This window comes from Alkalispirochaeta americana (genome assembly GCF_900156105.1).
Taxonomy (GTDB): domain Bacteria; phylum Spirochaetota; class Spirochaetia; order DSM-27196; family Alkalispirochaetaceae; genus Alkalispirochaeta; species Alkalispirochaeta americana.
Window position 1 is genome coordinate 1 of sequence record NZ_FTMS01000019.1, and the last position, 19,158, is coordinate 19,158.

Annotated in this window: 17 protein-coding genes and 1 tRNA gene; 11 read left to right on the top strand and 7 right to left on the bottom strand. The window is 54.8% G+C overall.

Annotation, left to right across the window (positions count from 1 at the left end):
• On the bottom strand, positions 1-908 hold a 908-nt coding region (locus BW950_RS12910), incomplete at its 3' end, for a cache domain-containing protein (RefSeq protein ID WP_200796834.1).
• A gap of 219 nt (positions 909-1,127) precedes the next feature.
• Between BW950_RS12910 and BW950_RS12915 the strand changes: the two genes are divergently transcribed.
• The 6 genes from BW950_RS12915 to BW950_RS12940 all read left to right on the top strand — a co-directional run bounded on the left by BW950_RS12915 (position 1,128) and on the right by BW950_RS12940 (position 7,021).
• A complete protein-coding gene (locus tag BW950_RS12915; protein ID WP_076489727.1) occupies positions 1,128-1,448 on the top strand; it encodes a hypothetical protein in 321 nt (106 codons plus the stop codon).
• 108 nt (positions 1,449-1,556) lie between these two features.
• Positions 1,557-1,629 (top strand) — tRNA-Asn (locus BW950_RS12920).
• 265 nt (positions 1,630-1,894) lie between these two features.
• Complete coding sequence (locus tag BW950_RS12925) at positions 1,895-3,007, top strand: DUF3798 domain-containing protein (RefSeq protein ID WP_076489728.1); 1,113 nt, start codon at positions 1,895-1,897, stop codon at positions 3,005-3,007.
• Between the two features lie 107 nt (positions 3,008-3,114).
• On the top strand, positions 3,115-4,716 hold the full coding sequence (locus BW950_RS12930) for a sugar ABC transporter ATP-binding protein (RefSeq protein ID WP_499697569.1): 1,602 nt from the start codon (positions 3,115-3,117) through the stop codon (positions 4,714-4,716).
• Positions 4,713-5,756, top strand: coding sequence for an ABC transporter permease subunit (locus BW950_RS12935; protein ID WP_076489730.1), 1,044 nt, complete (start codon positions 4,713-4,715; stop codon positions 5,754-5,756). The genes BW950_RS12930 and BW950_RS12935 overlap by 4 nt, the downstream gene beginning before the upstream one ends.
• Positions 5,757-5,761: 5 nt before the next feature.
• The gene (locus BW950_RS12940) at positions 5,762-7,021 is read left to right on the top strand and encodes an ABC transporter permease subunit (protein ID WP_076489731.1); all 1,260 of its coding nucleotides are present in this window, start codon (positions 5,762-5,764) and stop codon (positions 7,019-7,021) included.
• Between the two features lie 97 nt (positions 7,022-7,118).
• Here the strand turns inward: BW950_RS12940 and BW950_RS12945 are convergent, their stop codons facing one another.
• Both BW950_RS12945 and BW950_RS12950 read right to left on the bottom strand, forming a co-directional pair.
• Complete coding sequence (locus BW950_RS12945; RefSeq protein WP_234969113.1) at positions 7,119-8,234, bottom strand: dihydroorotate dehydrogenase; 1,116 nt, start codon at positions 8,232-8,234, stop codon at positions 7,119-7,121.
• 23 nt (positions 8,235-8,257) lie between these two features.
• On the bottom strand, positions 8,258-9,310 hold the full coding sequence (locus BW950_RS12950; RefSeq protein WP_076489732.1) for a LacI family DNA-binding transcriptional regulator: 1,053 nt from the start codon (positions 9,308-9,310) through the stop codon (positions 8,258-8,260).
• Between the two features lie 120 nt (positions 9,311-9,430).
• On the opposite strand from BW950_RS12950, the gene codB reads away from it, so the two are divergent.
• The 4 genes from codB (at position 9,431) to BW950_RS12970 (ending at position 13,455) form a co-directional block, all read left to right on the top strand.
• The gene (codB, locus tag BW950_RS12955) at positions 9,431-10,669 is read left to right on the top strand and encodes a cytosine permease (RefSeq protein WP_076489733.1); all 1,239 of its coding nucleotides are present in this window, start codon (positions 9,431-9,433) and stop codon (positions 10,667-10,669) included.
• A gap of 31 nt (positions 10,670-10,700) precedes the next feature.
• Complete coding sequence (gene codA / locus BW950_RS12960; RefSeq protein ID WP_076489734.1) at positions 10,701-11,939, top strand: cytosine deaminase; 1,239 nt, start codon at positions 10,701-10,703, stop codon at positions 11,937-11,939.
• Positions 11,940-12,022: 83 nt separating this feature from the next.
• A complete protein-coding gene (locus tag BW950_RS12965; RefSeq protein WP_076489735.1) occupies positions 12,023-12,559 on the top strand; it encodes a nitroreductase family protein in 537 nt (178 codons plus the stop codon).
• Positions 12,560-12,636: 77 nt separating this feature from the next.
• The gene (locus BW950_RS12970) at positions 12,637-13,455 is read left to right on the top strand and encodes a 4Fe-4S binding protein (RefSeq protein ID WP_083944017.1); all 819 of its coding nucleotides are present in this window, start codon (positions 12,637-12,639) and stop codon (positions 13,453-13,455) included.
• Here the strand turns inward: BW950_RS12970 and BW950_RS12975 are convergent.
• Positions 13,368-14,804, bottom strand: a complete 1,437-nt coding sequence (locus BW950_RS12975; protein WP_076489736.1) for an MATE family efflux transporter — start codon at positions 14,802-14,804, stop codon at positions 13,368-13,370. The genes BW950_RS12970 and BW950_RS12975 overlap by 88 nt on opposite strands.
• Positions 14,805-14,907: 103 nt before the next feature.
• Here BW950_RS12975 and BW950_RS12980 point away from each other — a divergent pair, with 103 nt between their 5' ends.
• Positions 14,908-16,074 carry a PQQ-dependent sugar dehydrogenase gene (locus tag BW950_RS12980; RefSeq protein WP_076489737.1) on the top strand — a complete coding sequence of 389 codons (1,167 nt, stop codon included), beginning with the start codon at positions 14,908-14,910 and terminating at the stop codon, positions 16,072-16,074.
• Here BW950_RS12980 and BW950_RS12985 read toward each other — a convergent pair.
• Genes BW950_RS12985 through BW950_RS12995 form a run of 3 tightly spaced genes read right to left on the bottom strand, consistent with a single transcriptional unit; the run spans position 16,025 to position 18,949 of the window.
• Positions 16,025-17,230, bottom strand: coding sequence for a sensor histidine kinase (locus BW950_RS12985; RefSeq protein ID WP_083944018.1), 1,206 nt, complete (start codon positions 17,228-17,230; stop codon positions 16,025-16,027). The genes BW950_RS12980 and BW950_RS12985 overlap by 50 nt on opposite strands.
• Positions 17,194-17,871 carry a cobalamin B12-binding domain-containing protein gene (locus BW950_RS12990; RefSeq protein ID WP_076489739.1) on the bottom strand — a complete coding sequence of 226 codons (678 nt, stop codon included), beginning with the start codon at positions 17,869-17,871 and terminating at the stop codon, positions 17,194-17,196. Before BW950_RS12990 ends, BW950_RS12985 begins: the two co-directional genes overlap by 37 nt.
• The gene (locus BW950_RS12995) at positions 17,858-18,949 is read right to left on the bottom strand and encodes an HD domain-containing phosphohydrolase (protein WP_076489740.1); all 1,092 of its coding nucleotides are present in this window, start codon (positions 18,947-18,949) and stop codon (positions 17,858-17,860) included. Before BW950_RS12995 ends, BW950_RS12990 begins: the two co-directional genes overlap by 14 nt.
• Positions 18,950-19,158: the final 209 nt, after the last annotated feature.

Here is a 19,158-nt window from a genome sequence, read left to right on the forward strand (position 1 = left end):
AGCAGAAAGATCGTGGTGATAATCCCCGTGAGCTCCTGGACGGGAGCGTTCAGGTCGGCTATGGGAAGGATGTAGACCACGCCCCACCGGGGGGACCCGATAATGGGGGAGTAGATTCCCAGGTGACGCAGCCCCCGGAGGTTGGTGAAATACTCTGCGCCCCGCTCGCCCCGGGTTACCCCCCGGCCGATCGCCTCCATGCCGGGCCAGTCCGGGGCGTTGGTGATATCCAGACTCATCACCACCGCTCGGTTGGGATGGCCTATCACCACACCGTCACCACCGATTACCGCCCCGTAGCCGCCCTCTCCGAAACTCATATCCTGGGTAAGTTCGCTCAAAACGTCGAGAGAAACGGCGGCGCCTACAGCCCCCACCAGATCTCCCCGGTCATTTTTTACAGCGTGGGCGACAGCCATAACGGCTTGTCCTGTGGAAGCGCTTTCCAGACCATTGCTTATGGCGTAATCGGTTCCCGCCAGAACCTCCCGAATGTAGCGTCGCTCCAGGAGGTTTCCCCGAAAACCATCGCTGGAGACTGTCTGACCCCGGGTATCAACAAAATAGACGTTCTCGTGCTCCGGATGGAGTGTATCCTGGCGACCCTTCAAATAATGAGCGATCTCTTCGAGATCACCAGTGCGAAGAATGTTCAGACTGCTCCACCCCCGCATCTCCTGAAGATGCCCTTCAAGCCAGCGTTGCACCTCAGCGCTGCGGGCCTCCACGATTTGATCAGCCATGGCCATAACGGTCCCGCGCTGGACGGTAGACACTCGCCAAATCAGATAGGACCCCATAGCCATCAACAGGAGCACAGCCGCCCCCCCGAAGAGTGTCACCATACGCAGTCTCAGCGACGAGAATCCCTTCCTGCCAGAGATTCCCGAGAATTCATTTCTGTTCATCTTTTTTCCCGATACGGTCTTCACGGATAGATCCCACCTTGCCAGAACTGTCTGTGAAGACGAACCTAAATCATAAGGAAGGGAATTCTCGTCCTGATTTGTCGGCACGGCCGCCTTTGGCACTGACAGGCCAAATCCTCGGAGTAATCTTTCCGGAAAAGGGCCGCCAAGATACGATCCGGCTTTGCAGATTTGCCCGGAATATCGTAGAATCGGGGTATGACACCGCAAGCCTATTTGACCACACAGGAACTCCACGAGATCGTCCGTTCCTCCGAGGCGGAACGGTATGCCGGCCCCACTGTTCCCTACGAGGGATCTGTACGAAAGCACCCCTACGACGAGACGAAGTTTCTCCTCATTACCTCGCCAGGTGAAAGCCCGTCCCACTTCTACGAGTTTCGCATCCGCGATCTGGTGAGAACCCGCAAGGTCTATCAACTTGTTACCGAGGAGGGCGACACCCTCCAGATCGTTCAGGTAGAGGTCCGGGCAGGAAGCCACGGGATCGAGATGATCCCCTTTGAGGCGCGGCCCTGATCGTTCAACCCTACCCTTTTCGGCACGGGAGAAAAACCGGAAAACCCGACGGAATGAGGGCTTGACACAAACAGGGATGGCCGATATATTCCCACCAACATCGTTTGATCCCCTGTAGCTCAGCTGGTAGAGCGGGTGACTGTTAATCACCTTGTCGTTGGTTCGAGTCCAGCCGGGGGAGCGTTCAAACCTGTCGGTACAGTGTATCGGCAGGTTTTTTTATTCCCTTCCACCTGGCACATGAAAAAAGATGTCGCCACGGCTCATCACCCCCGCAAAGCCCCATCGCCCCGGCCCCATGCGTAACTGATGAATAAAAGATGAATAAAAGATGAATAAAAGATGAATAATTTTCAGCGTATTACTATATCACGCCTACCCAAAAACACCGCCTTACAGTAAAATAGCGAATCAGCCCGTTTAAACGGGAACAAAAGGAGACCCCCATGAAAAGAATCTTTGGTTTTATGGTCCTCGCGGCCCTAGCAACCTCGACGGTTTTCGCCGGCGGCCGGCAGGAAGCATCGGCCGACGCCTGGAAGATCGGCATCCTCACTGGTACGGTAACGCAGAACGAAGAAGAATACCGCATGGCAGAGCAGATGCAGCAGGAGTTCGGAGCCGAGCACATCGAAATCCGGACCTATCCCGACCGCTTCATGCAGGAACAGGAGACCACAATCTCCCAGATGATGGCCCTGGCATCGGATCCGGCCATGAAAGCAATTGTGATGGTCCAGGCTGTTCCTGGCACCGCAGCAGCTGTCGACCGGGTCCGGGAAGTCCGTCCCGACATCCTGATCATTCTCGGCGCACCCCAGGAAGATCCCGACCTGATTGCCCGCCGGGGAGACATCGTCTTTGACACCAACAACATCGGCCGGGGATACCAGATCGCCGAACACGCCAACAACATGGGCGCAGAAACCCTGGTCCATTACAGCTTTCCCCGCCATATGTCCATCGAGTTTCTGGCCCAGCGCCGGGATCTGATGAAAGAGCGGGCAGAACAGCTGGGAATGCGTTTTGTCGAGGTGGACGCTCCGGACCCCACAGGCGACGCCGGTGTACCGGGAACGCAGCAGTTCATCAACGAGGATGTATCCCGCCAGGTAGCTCGTCTTGGAAAAGACACCGCCTTCTTTGGAACCAACTGCTCCATGATGGAGCCCCTGATCCGGCAGACCGTCTCCAACAAGGCGATCTTCCCGGTCCAGTGCTGCCCCTCGCCCTACCATGCCATGCCCGGTGCCCTGGGAATTTCCGTACCTTCAGACAAGCAGGGGAACCTGGAGTGGATCATGGGCGAAATCGGCAACGCCGTGGCCGAAGCAGACATGCAGGGCCGCGTAGCCACCTGGCCCGCTCCCATCAACATGGCCATGATCCAGGCTGGCACCTACTACGCGGTAGACTACATCCAGGGTCGCACATCGGGTAAGGTCGACGATGCAGCAATGCGCCAGAAGTTCATCGAGATAACCGGCGGCGCTGACCTCTCTACCTATGGTGATCATTCCAACTTTTATCTCGTACTGCTCGATCACCACATTTTCTGATATACTGATACCGTTTTTCAGCAACACGCGGCCCCACGGGGCCGCGTGTTCTGGATCTATATCCTTATCCCGGTGTGCCAAGAAGCACCGACCATTGGGAGTTTGCTTTGCAACGTCAACCTATACTCGAGATGAGCGGCGTCTCCAAGTCGTTCGCCAAAAACGAGGTATTGTCAAACATTGATCTATCGCTCGTTCCGGGCGAAATCCACGCCCTGCTCGGTGAGAACGGAGCCGGAAAATCGACCCTCATGAACATCCTCTTCGGGATGCCCGTGATCCATTCGACCGGCGGCTTCACCGGGAAGATACGGTTCGACGGCCAGGACGTGGCCTTCCAGAGCCCCTTCGAGGCTATGAAGAGGGGTATCGGCATGGTTCATCAGGAATTCATGCTTATTCCCAACTTCACGGTGTCGGAGAACATAAAACTGAATCGTGAAAAAACCCGCCCCAACGTTACAAGCCGATTTCTGGGACAGACCCTGGAAGTCCTCGATTACAAGACCATGAACGGTGATTCCCGCCGTTCTCTGGATCGCTTGAACATCGACATTGATGAAAAAGGCCCCGTCTCCCGCCTGCCCGTGGGCTACAAGCAATTCGTTGAGATCGCCCGAGAGATCGACAAGGACAACATCAAGCTCCTGGTCTTTGACGAACCCACGGCGGTCCTCACCGAGGGCGAAGCCGATACCTTGCTTCAGGCCATGCAGAAACTGGCCGACTCCGGTGTGGCGATCCTCTTCATCACCCACCGCCTTGAAGAAGTCATTCGAATCGCTGACAACATCACCGTTCTGCGGGACGGGAAACTGGCGGGAGCCAGAAAAACCTCCGAGACCAACCTCTATGAACTGGCAGAACTAATGGTGGGACACCGGGTTGGAAAGCAGTTCGATAAAACGATCACCGACCATTCCAGCCGGGCCAAGGCGCTCTCGGTGCAGAACCTCCGGGTCTTCATGCCGGGCGAAGAAGTCCGAAAGGTGAATCTCGACATCTACGAGGGTGAGATTTTTGGCATCGGGGGCCTGGCAGGCCAGGGAAAAATCGGAATCGCCAACGGTATCATGGGGCTCTATCCGGCCAAGGGCTCTGTCCAGGTCTTCGGTGACGACCTTCCCCTCAACGCCCCTCGAGACGCTCTGCAGAGAGACATGTTCTTTGTCTCCGAAGACAGAAAAGGGATCGGCCTGCTTCTGGACCTCTCGATCGAGCTCAATATTGCCATGCCCTCGATCGAAAGCAAGCTACGGTTTCTCCGGGGGATTCTCGGTATCAACCAGGTTCAGTATTCCCAGGTCCGTGAAAATGCACGAAAGATGATTAAGGAGCTGGACATTCGTTGCTACGGACCAAAGCAGGCTGTTCGCAATCTCAGCGGAGGAAACCAGCAGAAGGTTTGTCTTGCCAAGGCCCTGACCTTCGGGCCGCGGATTCTCTTTGTATCGGAGCCCACTCGGGGAATCGATATTGGCGCAAAAAAGCTGGTTCTTGACACCCTCGTAAAAATGAATAAAGAGCATAAGATCACGATCATCATGACTTCCTCGGAGCTTGCCGAGTTAAAAACCATCAGTGATCGGATTGCAATTATCGACAATGGAGAGGTAGCAGGAATCTTGCGCTCCGACGACGACGACGTAAAATTCGGCCTCCTCATGGGCGGAAAGCGTATTGAAACACTGAAGGGGAGTGCATCGTGAAAGACCGGATTCTAGACGCTCTAAAATCTTTCGGCATTCCGAGAATCATCATCGTGCTATTTCTGATCGGCCTCTGGGTCACCGCGACGGCGGTGGGCATCCCCTTCTCCGATCTTCTCTACGACTGCGTGGTTCGAACCGGCATGTGGGTTATCCTTGCCCTGGCAATGCTGCCGGGAATCCGCTGTGGCATCGGCCTCAATTTCGGCCTTTCAATCGGAATTCTGGCTGGACTGGTGGGAATGCTTGTAAGTATCGAGACCGATTTCAGCGGCTTTGCGGGCTTCCTCATGTCCATCATTTTTGCCATGCCTGTGGCAGTGCTCTTTGGCTTTCTCTACGGGATGCTCCTGAACCGTGTAAAGGGTTCGGAAATGATGGTCTCCACCTACACCGGTTTCGCCATGGTCTCCCTCATGTCGATCGGGTGGCTGGTGCTTCCTTTCAACGCCCCCGAGATGGCCTGGCCCATCGGCGTGGGTGTGCGTGTAACCATCAGCATCGAGCGACGGTTCTCCCAGATCCTCAATAATTTCTGGCAGTTCAACATCGGTGATCTGACAATTCCCACGGGCCTGCTTCTCTTTATTGGATTTGTCTGCTTCATCTACTGGTTTTATTTCCGCACCAAAAGCGGTTCGGCCATGCTTGCAGCAGGCGACAACCCCCGCTTTGCCGAGTCCTGTGGCATCTCGGTGGACCGCTACCGGATCATGGGAACCATCATGTCTACCGTGGCTGGTGCCGTTGGCATTGTGGTATACGCTCAAAGTTTTGGCTTTATCCAACTCTACCAGGCGCCTCTCATGATGGGATTCCCTGCCGTAGCCTGTATTCTCATAGGGGGAGCCACCATCAAGAAAGCGTCGATCTTTAACGTCATTCTTGGAACCTTTCTGTTCCAGAGCATTCTGGTGACAGCCCAACCTGTGGCAAACGAGATCGCCGGTAGTGTATCGAACGTAGCAGAGATCACCCGCCTGATCATCCAGAACGGGATCATCCTCTACGCACTGGCTCAGACCTCAACGCAAGGGTAACAACCATGGCAAGCAAGTTTCAAATCGGATCGACAATTAAAACGTTCGTAACCAATCACATGGTTATACTGGTCTTCTCTTTCCTCTGTATCGGGGGATTTTACCTCTCCAATCTGTCGTTGCCCTTCTTCGTGAACGACCTGATCAGCCGCATAGCACGGAATATGTTTATCGTCCTGGCACTCATTATCCCTGTAGTTGCAGGGATGGGGCTGAACTTTGCCGTCGTTCTTGGGGCAATGGGCGCTCAGTTCGCTCTGATCATGGCAACCCACTGGGGGTTTGCAGGTTTCGGCGGGGTAATGGGGGCAATGGTGCTCTCTCTCCCCATGAATGTACTCTTCGGGTACCTTACGGGAAAACTGTTTAACCGGTCCAAGGGAAAGGAGATGATCTCCGGACTGATCCTGGGGTTTTTTGCTCTGGGAATCTACCAGCTCATCCTTCTGGTCTTTATTGGCACCATCATCCCCATGGACAACCCCGATATGGTCTTGAGCTCCGGAGTGGGCCTGCGGGTCTCCATCGACGTGATGGGCCTGAAATACGGCCTTGATCATCTATGGCAAATGAAGCTCTCCCATTTCACAGTGCTCTGTGCGGCCGGGGTGATCGCCCTGAACCTCTTCCGGTATCTCCGCCGGGAACGGCTACAGAAGCACCTGGTCGTATCGGGAATCGCGGCTCTCTTTTTCCTCTGGGGCCTGACAGAAGTACTGAGCCCGACCATGACCGGAAACCAGAGAATTCCCATGGTGACCTTTGGCATGATCGGTCTTCTCTGCCTCTTTACGGCCTTTGTTCTGCGCACCAAACTTGGACAAGACTTCAAGGCTGTCGGCCAGGACCAGCACATCGCTCTTGTCTCGGGCATCAAGGTAGACCAGGTTCGCCTGATCGCGATCATTCTGTCCACAGTTTTTGCCGGGTTCGGGCAGATCATGTTCATTCAGAATATGGGCGTTTTCAGCACCTACGGCGCCCACGAGCAGACCGGTTTGTTCGCCGTTGCCTCGATTCTCATCGGGGGCGCCACGGTGGTAAAGGCAAATATCGGCCACGCTGTGCTGGGCACGATCCTCTTTCACTCGCTCTTTATCATTTCACCTCTGGCGGCGCAGACCCTCTTTGGCAACGCCCAGGTAGGTGAATACTTCCGGGTCTTTCTTGCCTACGGCGTCATCGGGGCAGCCCTGGCCATGTACGCCTGGAAGAAACTGATGGCAGAACGGGCCGCTTTCGAGGCAGCCGACTCAGCTTCCTGATTCACAACCGTCTGATCCTGCCAGAGGTACTCACCCCTGGCAGGTATCGCCGGAGACACACTGCAGAACGGGGAATATCTTCCTGCCCCCCGCCCCTTTACTCCCAGCACAGCTTGAGTTTGTTCAGGGGACAGCGCGCCACACACCACCCGCAGCCAGTACAAACCGACGGAACTATCCGGATATCCCCTCGCTCGTCCCGATTAATGGCATGATAGATGCACCCCCGGAGGCATACGTCACAGGACTCCCTGCACTCCTCAGTCAGCCGTGCCGTGAGAGGCGCCGGGCTGATATCCTCGAAGGGGCTCAGACTTGCCAGGGCCGATCCTCTCATCTCGGCATAATCGTCGATCCCTTGGGATGCAAGCCATCCTTCCAAATCACGAAGCACCTGCCCTATTACGTCGTATCCTTCGAGCTGAATAACCGAGGCGAGCTGGACAGCCTGAGCCCCCAGCATGAGAAACTCCAGAATATGTTCGTAGTTGACAATCCCCCCGACGCTGCAAATCTGGAACGAAGTATATTGCTTCAACGTTGCCGTGGTCGCAAGCGCAACGGGCCGAATCTGCCCACCGGTGTACCCTCCGTAGGTGGGCATCTCTGCTTTTCTGTCTGCGATTCTGACGCCCATCAGCCCCTTCAATGCGTCGATTGCGCTCACAGCTGTTACTCCAGCATCGGCAATAGAGCGGGTGAAGTCTGGTGAAATTGCCGCTTCGTAGGAAAGCTTCACCATAACCGGGATATCAACCACGTCAACCACGGCCTTTATACAGTCCTGTGTATAGGGTGAATGATTGTGAATTGCCTGGTTCCGCGTTCCTATCGGAGCGGAAATGCTGATCTCGATTGCATCGGCACCAAGGCACTCCACCTTTTTTGCCAGATAGGAGAGCTCCGACGCCGATGCCCCCCAGATGCTGAAAATTAGTTTCCCGTCTTTTTTGGACACTTTCTCCACCTCATCCTCCCACTGCTCCAAGTGAAGATGAGAATAGAGTTTTGTGTTGAATGTTCGGCCATCCTTGAAATATAACCGGGGACAAATGTTGTTATTTGCCTCAAGAGTGACCGTTTCGGTTATAACCGCACTGGCTCCTGCGTCAAGACACCGCTGAATCGACACGCCATCCCGTGCCCAGGGCCCTGCAGCAACGAGAATCGGGTTCTTGAGCTGAAGTCCCATGATCTCTACAGGCTTTGGCATACGCTATACGTCCCCTCGTTCATTTAATCGTGAATCTCATAAATATGTTTTGTGTTCCCACAGGATGCTCTAATCTTTAGAGTTGACTGCAAAATTACTTTTTGAGGGACATCGAGAGCAAACTCTTCGTTTTCGATCCTGTCGAAGAGCATTCTGGCTGCGACCATACCAAGACGCAAAGCCGGTTGTTCCAGGGATGTGAGGCCCGGCGAGACAATGGAACACATATCAGAATTGGTCATAGCCGAGAGAGCCAGTTTTCCGGGTATGGAGATGTCCAGATCGTGCGCTGCCTTGATGACGCCAAAGGCCTGGTCATGGCTTGCCGTGATCAGGGCGTCGGGCAATTCACCACGGGTCAGTATTTTTCGGGCAGCGATGTATCCGCCCTGGATAGTATTTTCTGCTTCATGGACCACTCCGGTGAAACCATATTTATCCCGGGCCTCGTGGAACCCCTCCTCCATGGAATCGGTCTCATAATTTCTGACGGTGTCACGCAAGAGATCGATCGAATGGTGCCCCAACCCTGTGAGATGATCCGCAAGACGCCCTACCCCTTCCTCATAATCCAGGTAGCAGATCGTCTCTCTCCCCCGGACAGGATATTTTCCGACGTACACTGATGGCACGGAGGGATCGGAAAGCATCTGTTCTGCCTCGGCCTTCAGCAAAGGGGTCACCAGTATAATCCCGTCAACCCGGCGGGATAGCATCATCTTCAGGTAGGAACACAGTGCCTCGGGATCGTTCCGGGTATTACAGAGAAAAACCGTACTCTGTTTGTTGTACGCCACCGTTTCGATCCCGGAGATGATCTTTTGGCAGGTGCTGTTCTCTATGTTGGGAACAACCAGAGCGATCGTATGAGTCCTGGCACGATTGAGGCCCCGAGCGAACCAGTTGGGGGTATAGTCCTGTTCCCGCATGATCTCAAGGACCCGTTGACGGGTCTCGGGAAGAACCTTTTCCGGGTGGTTCAGAACGCGTGATATTGTCGCCACGGAGACACCCGCCATTTCCGCGATGCCTTTGATATTCACACCCATATCGCCCTTGCCATATGCCTCAAGCATACCATCTCTAGCCGAAAAAGAAAGATCCCAGAAATACGTTGACAACAGGGACATTCACTTGTATATGTAAAAGAAGGGATGTAACTAGTTACATCCCAAATTCCTGAGGAGGTTCCGATCATGGACAATACCAGGCCGCAGCACGTAGATACCGATTATTCCCTCGAAATGGTTCCGACTACAGCCCGCAAGGGTTTTTGGCCAATGTTTGTAATCATGCTTGGCTTCACCTATTTCTCGGCAAGCATGAGTGTCGGTGCCAACCTCGGAAACGGCCTGGATCTCACGGGCTTTCTCTGGGCCATTCTTATCGGAGGGGTAATCCTTGGCGCGTACACCGGTATCCTGGCCTACATCGGAAGCACCACAGGGTTGAGTCTCGACCTGCTTGCACAGCGGTCGTTCGGGTCTCTTGGATCCTACCTGCCATCGGCACTCATCAGTTTTACCCAGATTGGCTGGTTTGGTGTGGGGGTGGCCATGTTTGCGCTCCCTGTGGCAGAACTTTCGGGAATCAGCCCCGTTCTCTTGCTGATCCTGGCAGGAATTCTCATGACCGCATCGGCCTACTTCGGGATCAAGGGGCTCGAGGTAGTCAGTTTCATTTCTGTCCCTCTCATCACCGTCCTTGGAATATACTCCATGGTGACGGCCACCGTGCACGGAGGTGGGCTGACGGCAATTTTTGCCCGCTCGGCGGGTGATCTTACCATCTTTGCTGCTGTCGGCATGGTTATCGGGTCCTTTGTAAGCGGGGGAACAGCCACTCCCAACTTTGTCCGTTTTGCCCGAACCCACAAGATTGCAGTCATTACGACGGTTATTGCCTTCTTTATCGGGAACACCCTGATGTTTGCCTTCGGAGCTGTTGGGGGAGCCTTCACCGGAATGGATGATATTTTCTACGTGATGATTGCCCAGGGTCTTGCCATACCGGCAATCCTGGTACTGGGAGCAAATATCTGGACCACCAACGATAACGCTCTCTATACATCAGGTTTGGGGCTCTCGAATATCACAAAGATCCGCAAACGACCGATGGTGCTGATCGCAGGCGCAATCGGTACGGCAACAGCAATGTGGCTCTATTTCAACTTCATCGGATGGCTCAGCTTTCTCAACGCAACACTCCCCCCTGTGGGAGCTATTATTTCCCTGGACTTCTTTATGCATCGCGATAAATACACTCAAGACACATCGCCTGACCAGACAGTCAACTGGGGAGCTATTATCGGAGTCATTGCAGGAGCCCTGGCGGGAAACTTTGTGAGTGCAGGGATCGCTGCTGTGAACGCCATGGCGGTTGCCCTTATCTGCTATTTCATTGCCGATACGTTTATCTATGGGAAGAAGGCCTGACTCCCCCTGCCGGCACTGAAAGGGAACGACGATGCTGATACGAAACCTGTATATTGAGAACGCAACGGAGCCGATGGACATACGAACCAGGGACGGTATCTTTGAGACGATTGCCCCCGACCTCACTCCGTTGCCCGGAGAAGAAGCAATTGATTGCGGAGGAAAGCTTGCCCTCCCTCCCTATGTGGAAGCACACATCCATCTGGATACCTGCCTCACGGCGGGAGACCCCGTGTGGAACCGTTCCGGGACCCTCTTTGAAGGAATCGAATGCTGGAGCAAGCGAAAAGAGAAGCTTTCGAAAAAAGATGTAAAAGACCGGGTGACGCGAGCCGTCCGAAAGCAGGCAGCCCGGGGTGTCCAGCATGTTCGAACCCACGTGGACGTGACAGATCCTTCACTGATAGCACTGGAGGCGATTCTGGAACTCAGAGACGATCTGAGAGACCTCATGGACATCCAGATTGTTGCCTTTCCCCAGGAAGGGATTCTGAGCTACCCCGGCGGAAAAGAGTTGTTGAAGAAAGCGGTTGAGCTGGGGGCTGACGCAGTGGGAGGGATACCACACTTTGAGTTTACCCGGGAGTACAGCGTGGAATCCCTCAATTTTGCCATGGAACTGGCTCAGAAACATGACAGACTCGTTGATATTCATTGCGATGAAATAGACGACGATGCGTCTCGGGGACTTGAGACGGTGGCCACACGAGCCCTGGAGATGGAACTGTTTGACAGGGTTACGGCAAGCCACACCACCGCCATGCACTCCTACAATAATGCCTATGTGGTACGGCTCATGCGCCTCCTGAAGATGAGCAAGATCAATTTCATCGCCAATCCCCTGGTGAACACCCACTTGCAGGGAAGAATGGACACCTACCCGAAGCGGCGAGGCATTACACGTGTGAAAGAACTGATGGCAGAGGGAATAAACGTGGCCTTTGGAAACGATGATCTCTTCGACCCCTGGTATCCCCTGGGAAACGGCAATATGCGGGATGTGGTGTTTCTGGGCCTCCATGTGTGTCAACTCATGGGGTACGACGATATCATGGAGGCCTACAAACTTGTCACAGAAAATGCCGCAAAAGCACTTCATCTTGGCGAAGATGAGTACGGAATAAAACCCGGAAATCCAGCGAGTTTCATCGTGGTTGACGCCGAAAACTACTACGATGCCCTGAACAATAATTCCACTCTTCTCTATTCGTGCAGAAAGGGGGCACTCATCTTCGCAGGATCATCACCTGCGGGAACACTCTACCTCTGAGCCTGTCGCCCCTTTGGCGGGGTGATAACCTTCGGGGAACGCCCACGGGAAGACGCGAAGATCTTCCCGTGGTATGCTCCGCTATGGACTATTTTCACTGGCTCAGAACACGACGAACGATCAGGAAATATACCGAAACTCCCATTTGCGAATCCCATCGGGCTATCCTGGAAGAAGCTGCTCTTCGGGCTCCCTCTTCGCGGTCCCTGCGCCCTTGGGAGTTCATCTCCGTCACCGACTCCCGGATTATACACAAACTTTCCCGGGTTAAGGTCCACGGCTCGGCTTTTCTGGCAGAAGCTCCCTACGCCATGGTTATCATCGCCGATCCCCGGACCTGTGATGTCTGGATTGAAGACTGTGCCATTGCCGCCTGGACTGTGCAGTCCGCCGCCGAGAATCTTGGTCTTGGCTCGTGCTGGATACAGCTCAGAAACCGAAGCGACTCTGCAGGAAGATCGTCCCGGGACGCCCTGGCCGAAGTCCTGGACATCCCTCCACATTACGACGCCCTGGCGATTATAGCGGTGGGGCATCCCGCAGAATCACCCCTCCCTCATCCCGAAACGTCTCTTCTCCGGGAGAAGATCCACCTGAACCGCTTCGGGAACCAGGGGTAGCGATCCCGTTAATAAATATTCAATATTCAATATTAGGGATTGACAATATTTAAAAACCGAAATACGCTTCGATCCATATGAAACTCATGAACCAACCCTCCCGAAGCAATCGATCCACGGGGGCTGGAAAGCCCCGATACTACATGAAGAAGAACCGGATTTTCTCGCGAACACGACGGATATCCTGGTTACTGGTGCCCCTTTTTGCCCTGGGCGCGCTCTATCTTCCGCTGCTTGGACTGGGAGTTCTTGGTATCATGATAATCATCACAGGTACCGGGTTTTTTCAGGGAAGGTTCTTTTGCGGCCGCCTGTGTCCCCACGGCAGCCTCTTTGACCGATTCATGTTGCCCCTATCGCTCAACAGGAAGATCCCCTCTTTCTTCACTTCGCCGGTGACAAAATGGGGGTTCTTTTCGCTCTACATGGTAATGTTCGCCCTGCGCATTGGCCAGGTCGTGCCCCTCTGGGGCGACCTGGAGTTTCTGCATCGCCTGGGAGACCTCATGGGTATCCAGTATCTGGCGATGCCCACCGTTGCAGGAATCACCTTGTCCTTTTTGAACCCCCGGACCTGGTGCACGGTTTGTCCGATGGGAACCTTTGGAGAAGTCCTTCACAATGCCGGGACAGCCCTGAAGGCCAACCGCTCCCGGGACAGGAAGCTTACTCTCTCGAACCCTGAAAAATGCATCTCCTGCGGCATTTGCGCGCGGGTCTGTCCCATGCAACTCAGCCCGTATACCTCCTTTGACGACAAAGGGCAGTTCAGCAATTCCGCCTGCCTGCGCTGTGGTGTCTGCGCGGCTCACTGTCCGCCAGGGATTCTTTCTTTCGCCAATGCCGACGAAGCGGAGCAGTTCACCCGATCGGAGGCCCCTTCGGGAAATTTTTGAAGCTGGAGGCGCCCTTTCAGGATCGATCTGGCCCAGACAAGGCTGAAACAGGCAGCACTCCAGTTAACCAGAACCAGCCCCCAGAAAACGCCCCGCTCTTCCATCCCCAGGGAAAAGGCCAGGAAAGGAAAAACCAGGAATGGTGCCAGAGCCTGCCGGTAGAGCGCAACCCAGACGATCATCCTGGGTTTCTTCAGTCCCTGAAGAAGCGAGTTGCACATGTTGATAAGGATGTAACTGAAAAAGGTGAGAACCTGAATATAGAGGTAGGTGCGGCCAATCTGGAGCACCCTCTCATTTTCTGTAAAGAGCCTCAGCAGAAATGGTGCCAGGGCAATCACCGGTGTGAGAACCGCCACAGTGACAACCAGGGCGCACCGCAGGGACCAGGAAAAGGATTCCTGCACACGATCGAGGCGTCCCGCTCCGTTGTTCTGGGCTACCACCGTGGCCAGAGCGACATTAATCCCCAAAAGGGGCAAGAGGGCAATCTGTTCGATCCGCAGGGCCGCTCCGTACGCCGCCAGAGGATCTCTTCCAAAACGGGAGATGAAAAAATTGATAACAAAAGACCCCAGCGTCATCACCAGAAAGTTTAGTGTCGCCGGCAAGGCCTGTCTGACAAGATCTCCCAGGATATCTCTGCGAGGAAAAAAGTCGCTTTGCCTGGCCCCCTCGAAGGCTCCTGCCTTCCGGGCTTCGCGAAGCACATAACATCCGCCGACACCAAAGAGAATCACCGTGGCCAGAGCTGTTCCCGCTTCCTCAAGGCGGGGAATCACCCTGATTCCCCGAAACTCCAGACCAAACATAAGCACCGGATCAAGAAGCAGATTGGCGAGGCTCATGACGATCAGGAGGTTTCTCCAGGAACGAGTATTACCCCGGGCTTGCAGACCAGCATTTATTGTATTGGCCAGAATGATGAGAACGGAACCTCCCACAATGACCCTCATATATCGAAGTCCACCCTCGAGAACCCGGCCTTGGGCACCAAAGAAGCGGAAGATCAGCGGCAGGGCAAAAAAAAGCGGAACAGCCACCAGGGCGGTACTCACCAGGGCCAGGATAATCGCCTGAGACTGGTATAAAACGGCCCGGGAGCGATTTCCCTCACCCAGGGAGTTGGCAATCAGGGCTGCGCCACCGCTTTGGATACCAATGGCAATGCTCAAGATGATGAAATATATCGGAAACGAGAGGGAGAGCGCTGCCAGAGAATCTGTGGACAACCGTCCTGCGTAGAAGGTGTCCACGACGTTAAAGAGAGTATTGAAGAAATACCCCAGGCTTGCCGGGACCGCGATGCGCCGGATCAAAGCCGGAATGGGGTCACGAGTGATGTCCAAGAACTCCTCCTCGGGGTAATCTAGCGATTTTTTTCAGTGCAAGCTACACATTCCGGGGATACCGAGCTGTACCTTTCCCCGACAGCGATAGTATCTTCTATTCATGAGAGTTTTTGTATTCTTTTCTGCGGCAATTATCGTTCTTTTTGGACAGGTCGATCTTCCCGGACAAACCCCTCGCAGGGAGATGCGCGGCGCGAGTCAGGAACATGGCTTCTATCTGGAGAGAGTCGTCACAGGTCTGGAACATCCCTGGGCCATTGCTTTCCTTCCTGATGGCACTGCCATTGTGACAGAACGAGCAGGGAGAGCTCACTTACTCGATGAAACCGGGCTTCGCCAGCTCTCGGGACTCCCCCCAGTGCAGGCGGGCGGCCAGGGAGGTCTTCTGGACGTGAAGCCCCACCCGAACTTTCACGAAAACAGTCTCCTCTACTTCTCCTACGTTACCACCGGTCCGGGAGGATCCGGAACCGCGATAGGCCGGGGACGGCTTGAGGGCCTGTCGATTCGGGAGTGGGAGGAGATCTTCCGAATGAACCGCTTCTCCCGGGGGACACGGCACTTCGGTTCGCGCCTCTCTTTTCTGCCCGATGGAACGCTTTTGGCAACTCTGGGAGACAGAGGCGAGAGCAATCGGGCCCAGGATAGAAAGGACCACGCCGGCAGCACCATCCGGATTCGGGATGATGGCTCGATACCTGATGATAACCCCTGGCCGAACACTCCGGGAGTTCAACCAGAGCTTTTCACCTGGGGGAACCGGAACTCCCAGGGGATGACCGTAGACAGAGAAACAGGGAGAATCTGGCAGACCGAACACGGCCCACGCGGGGGTGATGAGCTGAATCTGATCCAGCCTGGACGGAACTACGGCTGGCCCGTGATCAGCCATGGCGTGGACTACCGCACGGGGCAGCCCCCCCAAGAGGGAACCCATCACCCGGGAATGGAGCAGCCCGTACTTCACTGGACTCCTGCCCTGGCACCATCGGGACTGGTTCTTTACACCGGAGAGGCCTTTCCCGGCTGGCAGGGGAATTTGTTTGCCGGCGGTTTGGCAGGACAACAGATTCGCCGCATCGTTCTTGAAGGAGAGACGGTTATTCATGAGGAAGTTCTCCTGGACACTCACGTGGGCAGGATCCGCGACGTTGCCCAGGCACCTCAGGGCTTTCTATATCTGGTAACCGATCAGCGCGGAGGCGCGATATATCGCCTTACTCCAGCCCATGGGTCTTCTGGCCAGGAGAGTTTTTCGGAGGAATAACGGATTTGAGGGGAAGGGAAAAGCAGAAGGAGCTTCCTCCCCCGGGGCGAGGCTCGTACCAGATTGTTCCCAGATGGCCCAGGACAATTTTCTGGGCAATCGAGAGGCCCAAGCCTGTGCTGGTCTCGTTCTCTGGAAGTTTTACCGAAATCTTGGCAAAAGCCTTGAACAACTTGTGCTGGTCCTCCTCGGGAACCCCCGGACCACGATCACTCACGGTAAAAACTACCTGCTCCGCGCCGCGAAGCACGGCGATGTCCACGGACTCACCGGAGGGAGAAAACTTCACCGCATTTGATATGAGATTGTTCAAAACCTGTTCAATTTTGAGGGCATCAAACGCCAGGGGCGGCACCTCGTCACAGGCAACAAGGTGAAGGGTAATCTGCTTTCGATCAGCCAGGATTTGATTTACCCTGATGATCTTCCGCAGGAATGGCTGTATTTCAAGGAGTTCGATGTCAAGATTAAGTTTCCCCATCTCTATGCGAGCCAAGGTGAGAAGATCGTCCAGAAGGCGCAACATGAAATTACTTGATGCCTTGATCATGTCCAGCAACTCGGACTGATCATCACTCAGAGCCTCGCCGGAGTTATCCAGCAGAAAAGAACTCAAACTGAAGATAGCACTGATGGGGTTGCGGAGATCGTGAGCGGCCATTCCCACAAACTGGTTTTTCAGGTCATTCAGTTTTTTCAGCTCGGCATTCTTTTTATAGAGTTCCCTGTTCAGGTTCGAGGCTTCGGCGTTCAGGCTGGTCAGGGTTTGCTGCAAACCCACCAGCTCTTCCACTGGCAACTCCCCCAGAAACAACCACCCCTTGTCCCCAAGGGGCACTAATCGGACCTGCAAGGTCTGGGGGAGATGCTCTCCACAGGAAACGGTGATCATTTGCGGGGCTCGAGCAAGCTCCTCCAGGGCTGTTCTGTCATCGCCGTGGGAAAACCCGGGAGTCATCTCGGAAAAGGGCCTTCCCCGGGGATCCTCACCGAAAAGCTGCGCCGCGTATCGGTTGGCGTCCAGCACCGTGCCCTGGCTATCCAGAAGGAGGACGTAGAAGGACGCTTCTTCCAGGCAAAACCGGAAGAGCTCTTCCCTGACACCGGAATCGGCAAGTCTCATGGAAAGCTCCTGCCGGGCTGATGAAGGTCGCATAAATCGCCCCCCGTGATCATTTCTTCCAGTTTTTCCAGGGATTCCACATAGAACACGCCCGGAACATCGGGAAGAGATTCACCTCCTCCATTCTGAAAAGCCCTTCCGCCCAGAAGGACAGGCAGGGAGGGATAGCGCTCCCGGAGATGAGAAATCATGCCTCCGAGAACCGCCAGATGGGAGGCGACACTCACGGAAAGAGCCAGAATGTCGGGGTCTTTCTCCTCCACGATGGAGCAAAGCTGATCCAGCGGTGTATTGGCCCCCAAAAAATAGCCATCCCACCCGTGGAGTTCAAAGATATCAGCCACCATCTTTCCACCCAACTGGTGATATTCGTGGGCTATGCAGGATATAACAGCCTTGCATCCACAGTGATCGGCCCCGAAGATGCGGGGATACACCAGAGAGAGAAGATTTTCCGTGATGGCTGTAGCAATATGCTCCACTGCAACGGAGATCTGGTTTGTCTCCCACAAGTGGCCGACCTCGTAAAGCGATCGATGAAAAACAAGGCGATACAAATCCCGAATTGCAATGTCATCGGAGAGCCACGCCTCCACATGGCGATAGCACTCGCTCTTGCCACCAGCTAACAATGCCTCGAGATAGGCCTGGTAATCCTCCTCACGTACTTTCATAACGATGAACCTCGCTGTGGTTGTTCTGATCGGCGAATCTTTGCCGTATCTCGCAAATCTCCGGCAGGAGGCGATCAAACAAGGCTACCAGATCGGGGTCGAAGTGTCTGCCGGATTCATCACGGATCAGGCGGGTGGCGGCTTCCACGGACCAGGCATCTTTATACGGTCGAACCGATGTCAAGGCATCGAAAACATCGACCACTGCAACCAGACGTGCCGAGAGGGGGATTGATTCCCCCGCCAGCCCCCGGGGATAACCGCTTCCGTCCCATTTTTCATGGTGCGCCAGGGCAATCTCTCGGGCCAGATGAAACAACTCGTTGTCTTCACCGGAGAGCAGATCAGCACCAATAAGGGTGTGACGCTTCATGATCTTCCACTCCCCGGCGGTCAACGCTCCCGGTTTGAGCAGGATTTTGTCGGGGATGCCGATCTTGCCCACATCGTGCATCGGGGCAGCCTCCAGAAGCATTTCACAGTCCGTCTCGCCCCATCCTGCGTGACGGGCCAACAAGGCCGCCCCATGGCTCACCCGAAGTACATGCTGGCCTGTCTCATTGTCACGGTACTCGGCTGCCCTGCCCAGGCGATGAATAACCTGCATTCGGGTCCGCAGAAGATCGTCTGTTCTGGCCTGGACCATCCAGTCCAGAGTTTCCTTTTGGGCGTGGAGCATTTTATGCGCAAGATGTGCCTCAAGCGTGGTGCGAACCCGGGCAAACAACTCCGCCATATCGAGGGGCTTCATGATGTAATCGCGGGCACCGCACTGGAAGGCCTGCAACAAGGAATCCCGCCCCGCCCGGGCGGTCAGAACCACGATGGGGGCCCGAACCGCCACGTCCAGGGATTGTAGATCCTCCATAACACCGTAGCCATCACGATGGGGCATGTTCAGGTCAAGGAGCACCAGATCGGGCCGGATCTCCTGATACAGCTCGACAACCTGCCGCGAATCCTGTACTCCGGTCAGATTGAAGTAGCCCTGGGATTCCAGCATTTTGCGTAACACCTGCAGATTGGTAAATTCATCGTCCACCATCAGTATCCGGGCAGAACGAATCAAGGCATCCATGTCTTCTCTCCAAGCATGACAAGAAAAAAACACACAAGACCGATCCCTGGCACCTGCTCCCTGGGGCCGTTGCGCAGGGCATGACCGATATCCCCACAGGATCTGAGACGACTTACGTACATCACAGTGATATTTTTATACACTCCCGAAGAATCTTCAAGACGAAAATCGGGAGCATTCCTGTGGAAACTACCTGGAACAAGAAGCCA

Bases quoted from the DNA above. Each gene is read 5' to 3' on its own strand.
- BW950_RS12980 (WP_076489737.1), top strand. From the start codon at position 14,908: ATGAGAGTTTTTGTATTCTTTTCTGCGGCAATTATCGTTCTTTTTGGA.
- BW950_RS12995 (WP_076489740.1), bottom strand. From the start codon at position 18,949: ATGGATGCCTTGATTCGTTCTGCCCGGATACTGATGGTGGACGATGAA.
- BW950_RS12945 (WP_234969113.1), bottom strand. From the start codon at position 8,234: ATGCCAAAGCCTGTAGAGATCATGGGACTTCAGCTCAAGAACCCGATT.
- BW950_RS12915 (WP_076489727.1), top strand. From the start codon at position 1,128: ATGACACCGCAAGCCTATTTGACCACACAGGAACTCCACGAGATCGTC.
- codB (WP_076489733.1), top strand. From the start codon at position 9,431: ATGGACAATACCAGGCCGCAGCACGTAGATACCGATTATTCCCTCGAA.
- BW950_RS12990 (WP_076489739.1), bottom strand. From the start codon at position 17,871: ATGAAAGTACGTGAGGAGGATTACCAGGCCTATCTCGAGGCATTGTTA.
- BW950_RS12925 (WP_076489728.1), top strand. From the start codon at position 1,895: ATGAAAAGAATCTTTGGTTTTATGGTCCTCGCGGCCCTAGCAACCTCG.
- BW950_RS12985 (WP_083944018.1), bottom strand. From the start codon at position 17,230: ATGCGACCTTCATCAGCCCGGCAGGAGCTTTCCATGAGACTTGCCGAT.
- BW950_RS12970 (WP_083944017.1), top strand. From the start codon at position 12,637: ATGAAACTCATGAACCAACCCTCCCGAAGCAATCGATCCACGGGGGCT.
- BW950_RS12940 (WP_076489731.1), top strand. From the start codon at position 5,762: ATGGCAAGCAAGTTTCAAATCGGATCGACAATTAAAACGTTCGTAACC.
- BW950_RS12965 (WP_076489735.1), top strand. From the start codon at position 12,023: ATGGACTATTTTCACTGGCTCAGAACACGACGAACGATCAGGAAATAT.
- codA (WP_076489734.1), top strand. From the start codon at position 10,701: ATGCTGATACGAAACCTGTATATTGAGAACGCAACGGAGCCGATGGAC.
- BW950_RS12950 (WP_076489732.1), bottom strand. From the start codon at position 9,310: ATGCTTGAGGCATATGGCAAGGGCGATATGGGTGTGAATATCAAAGGC.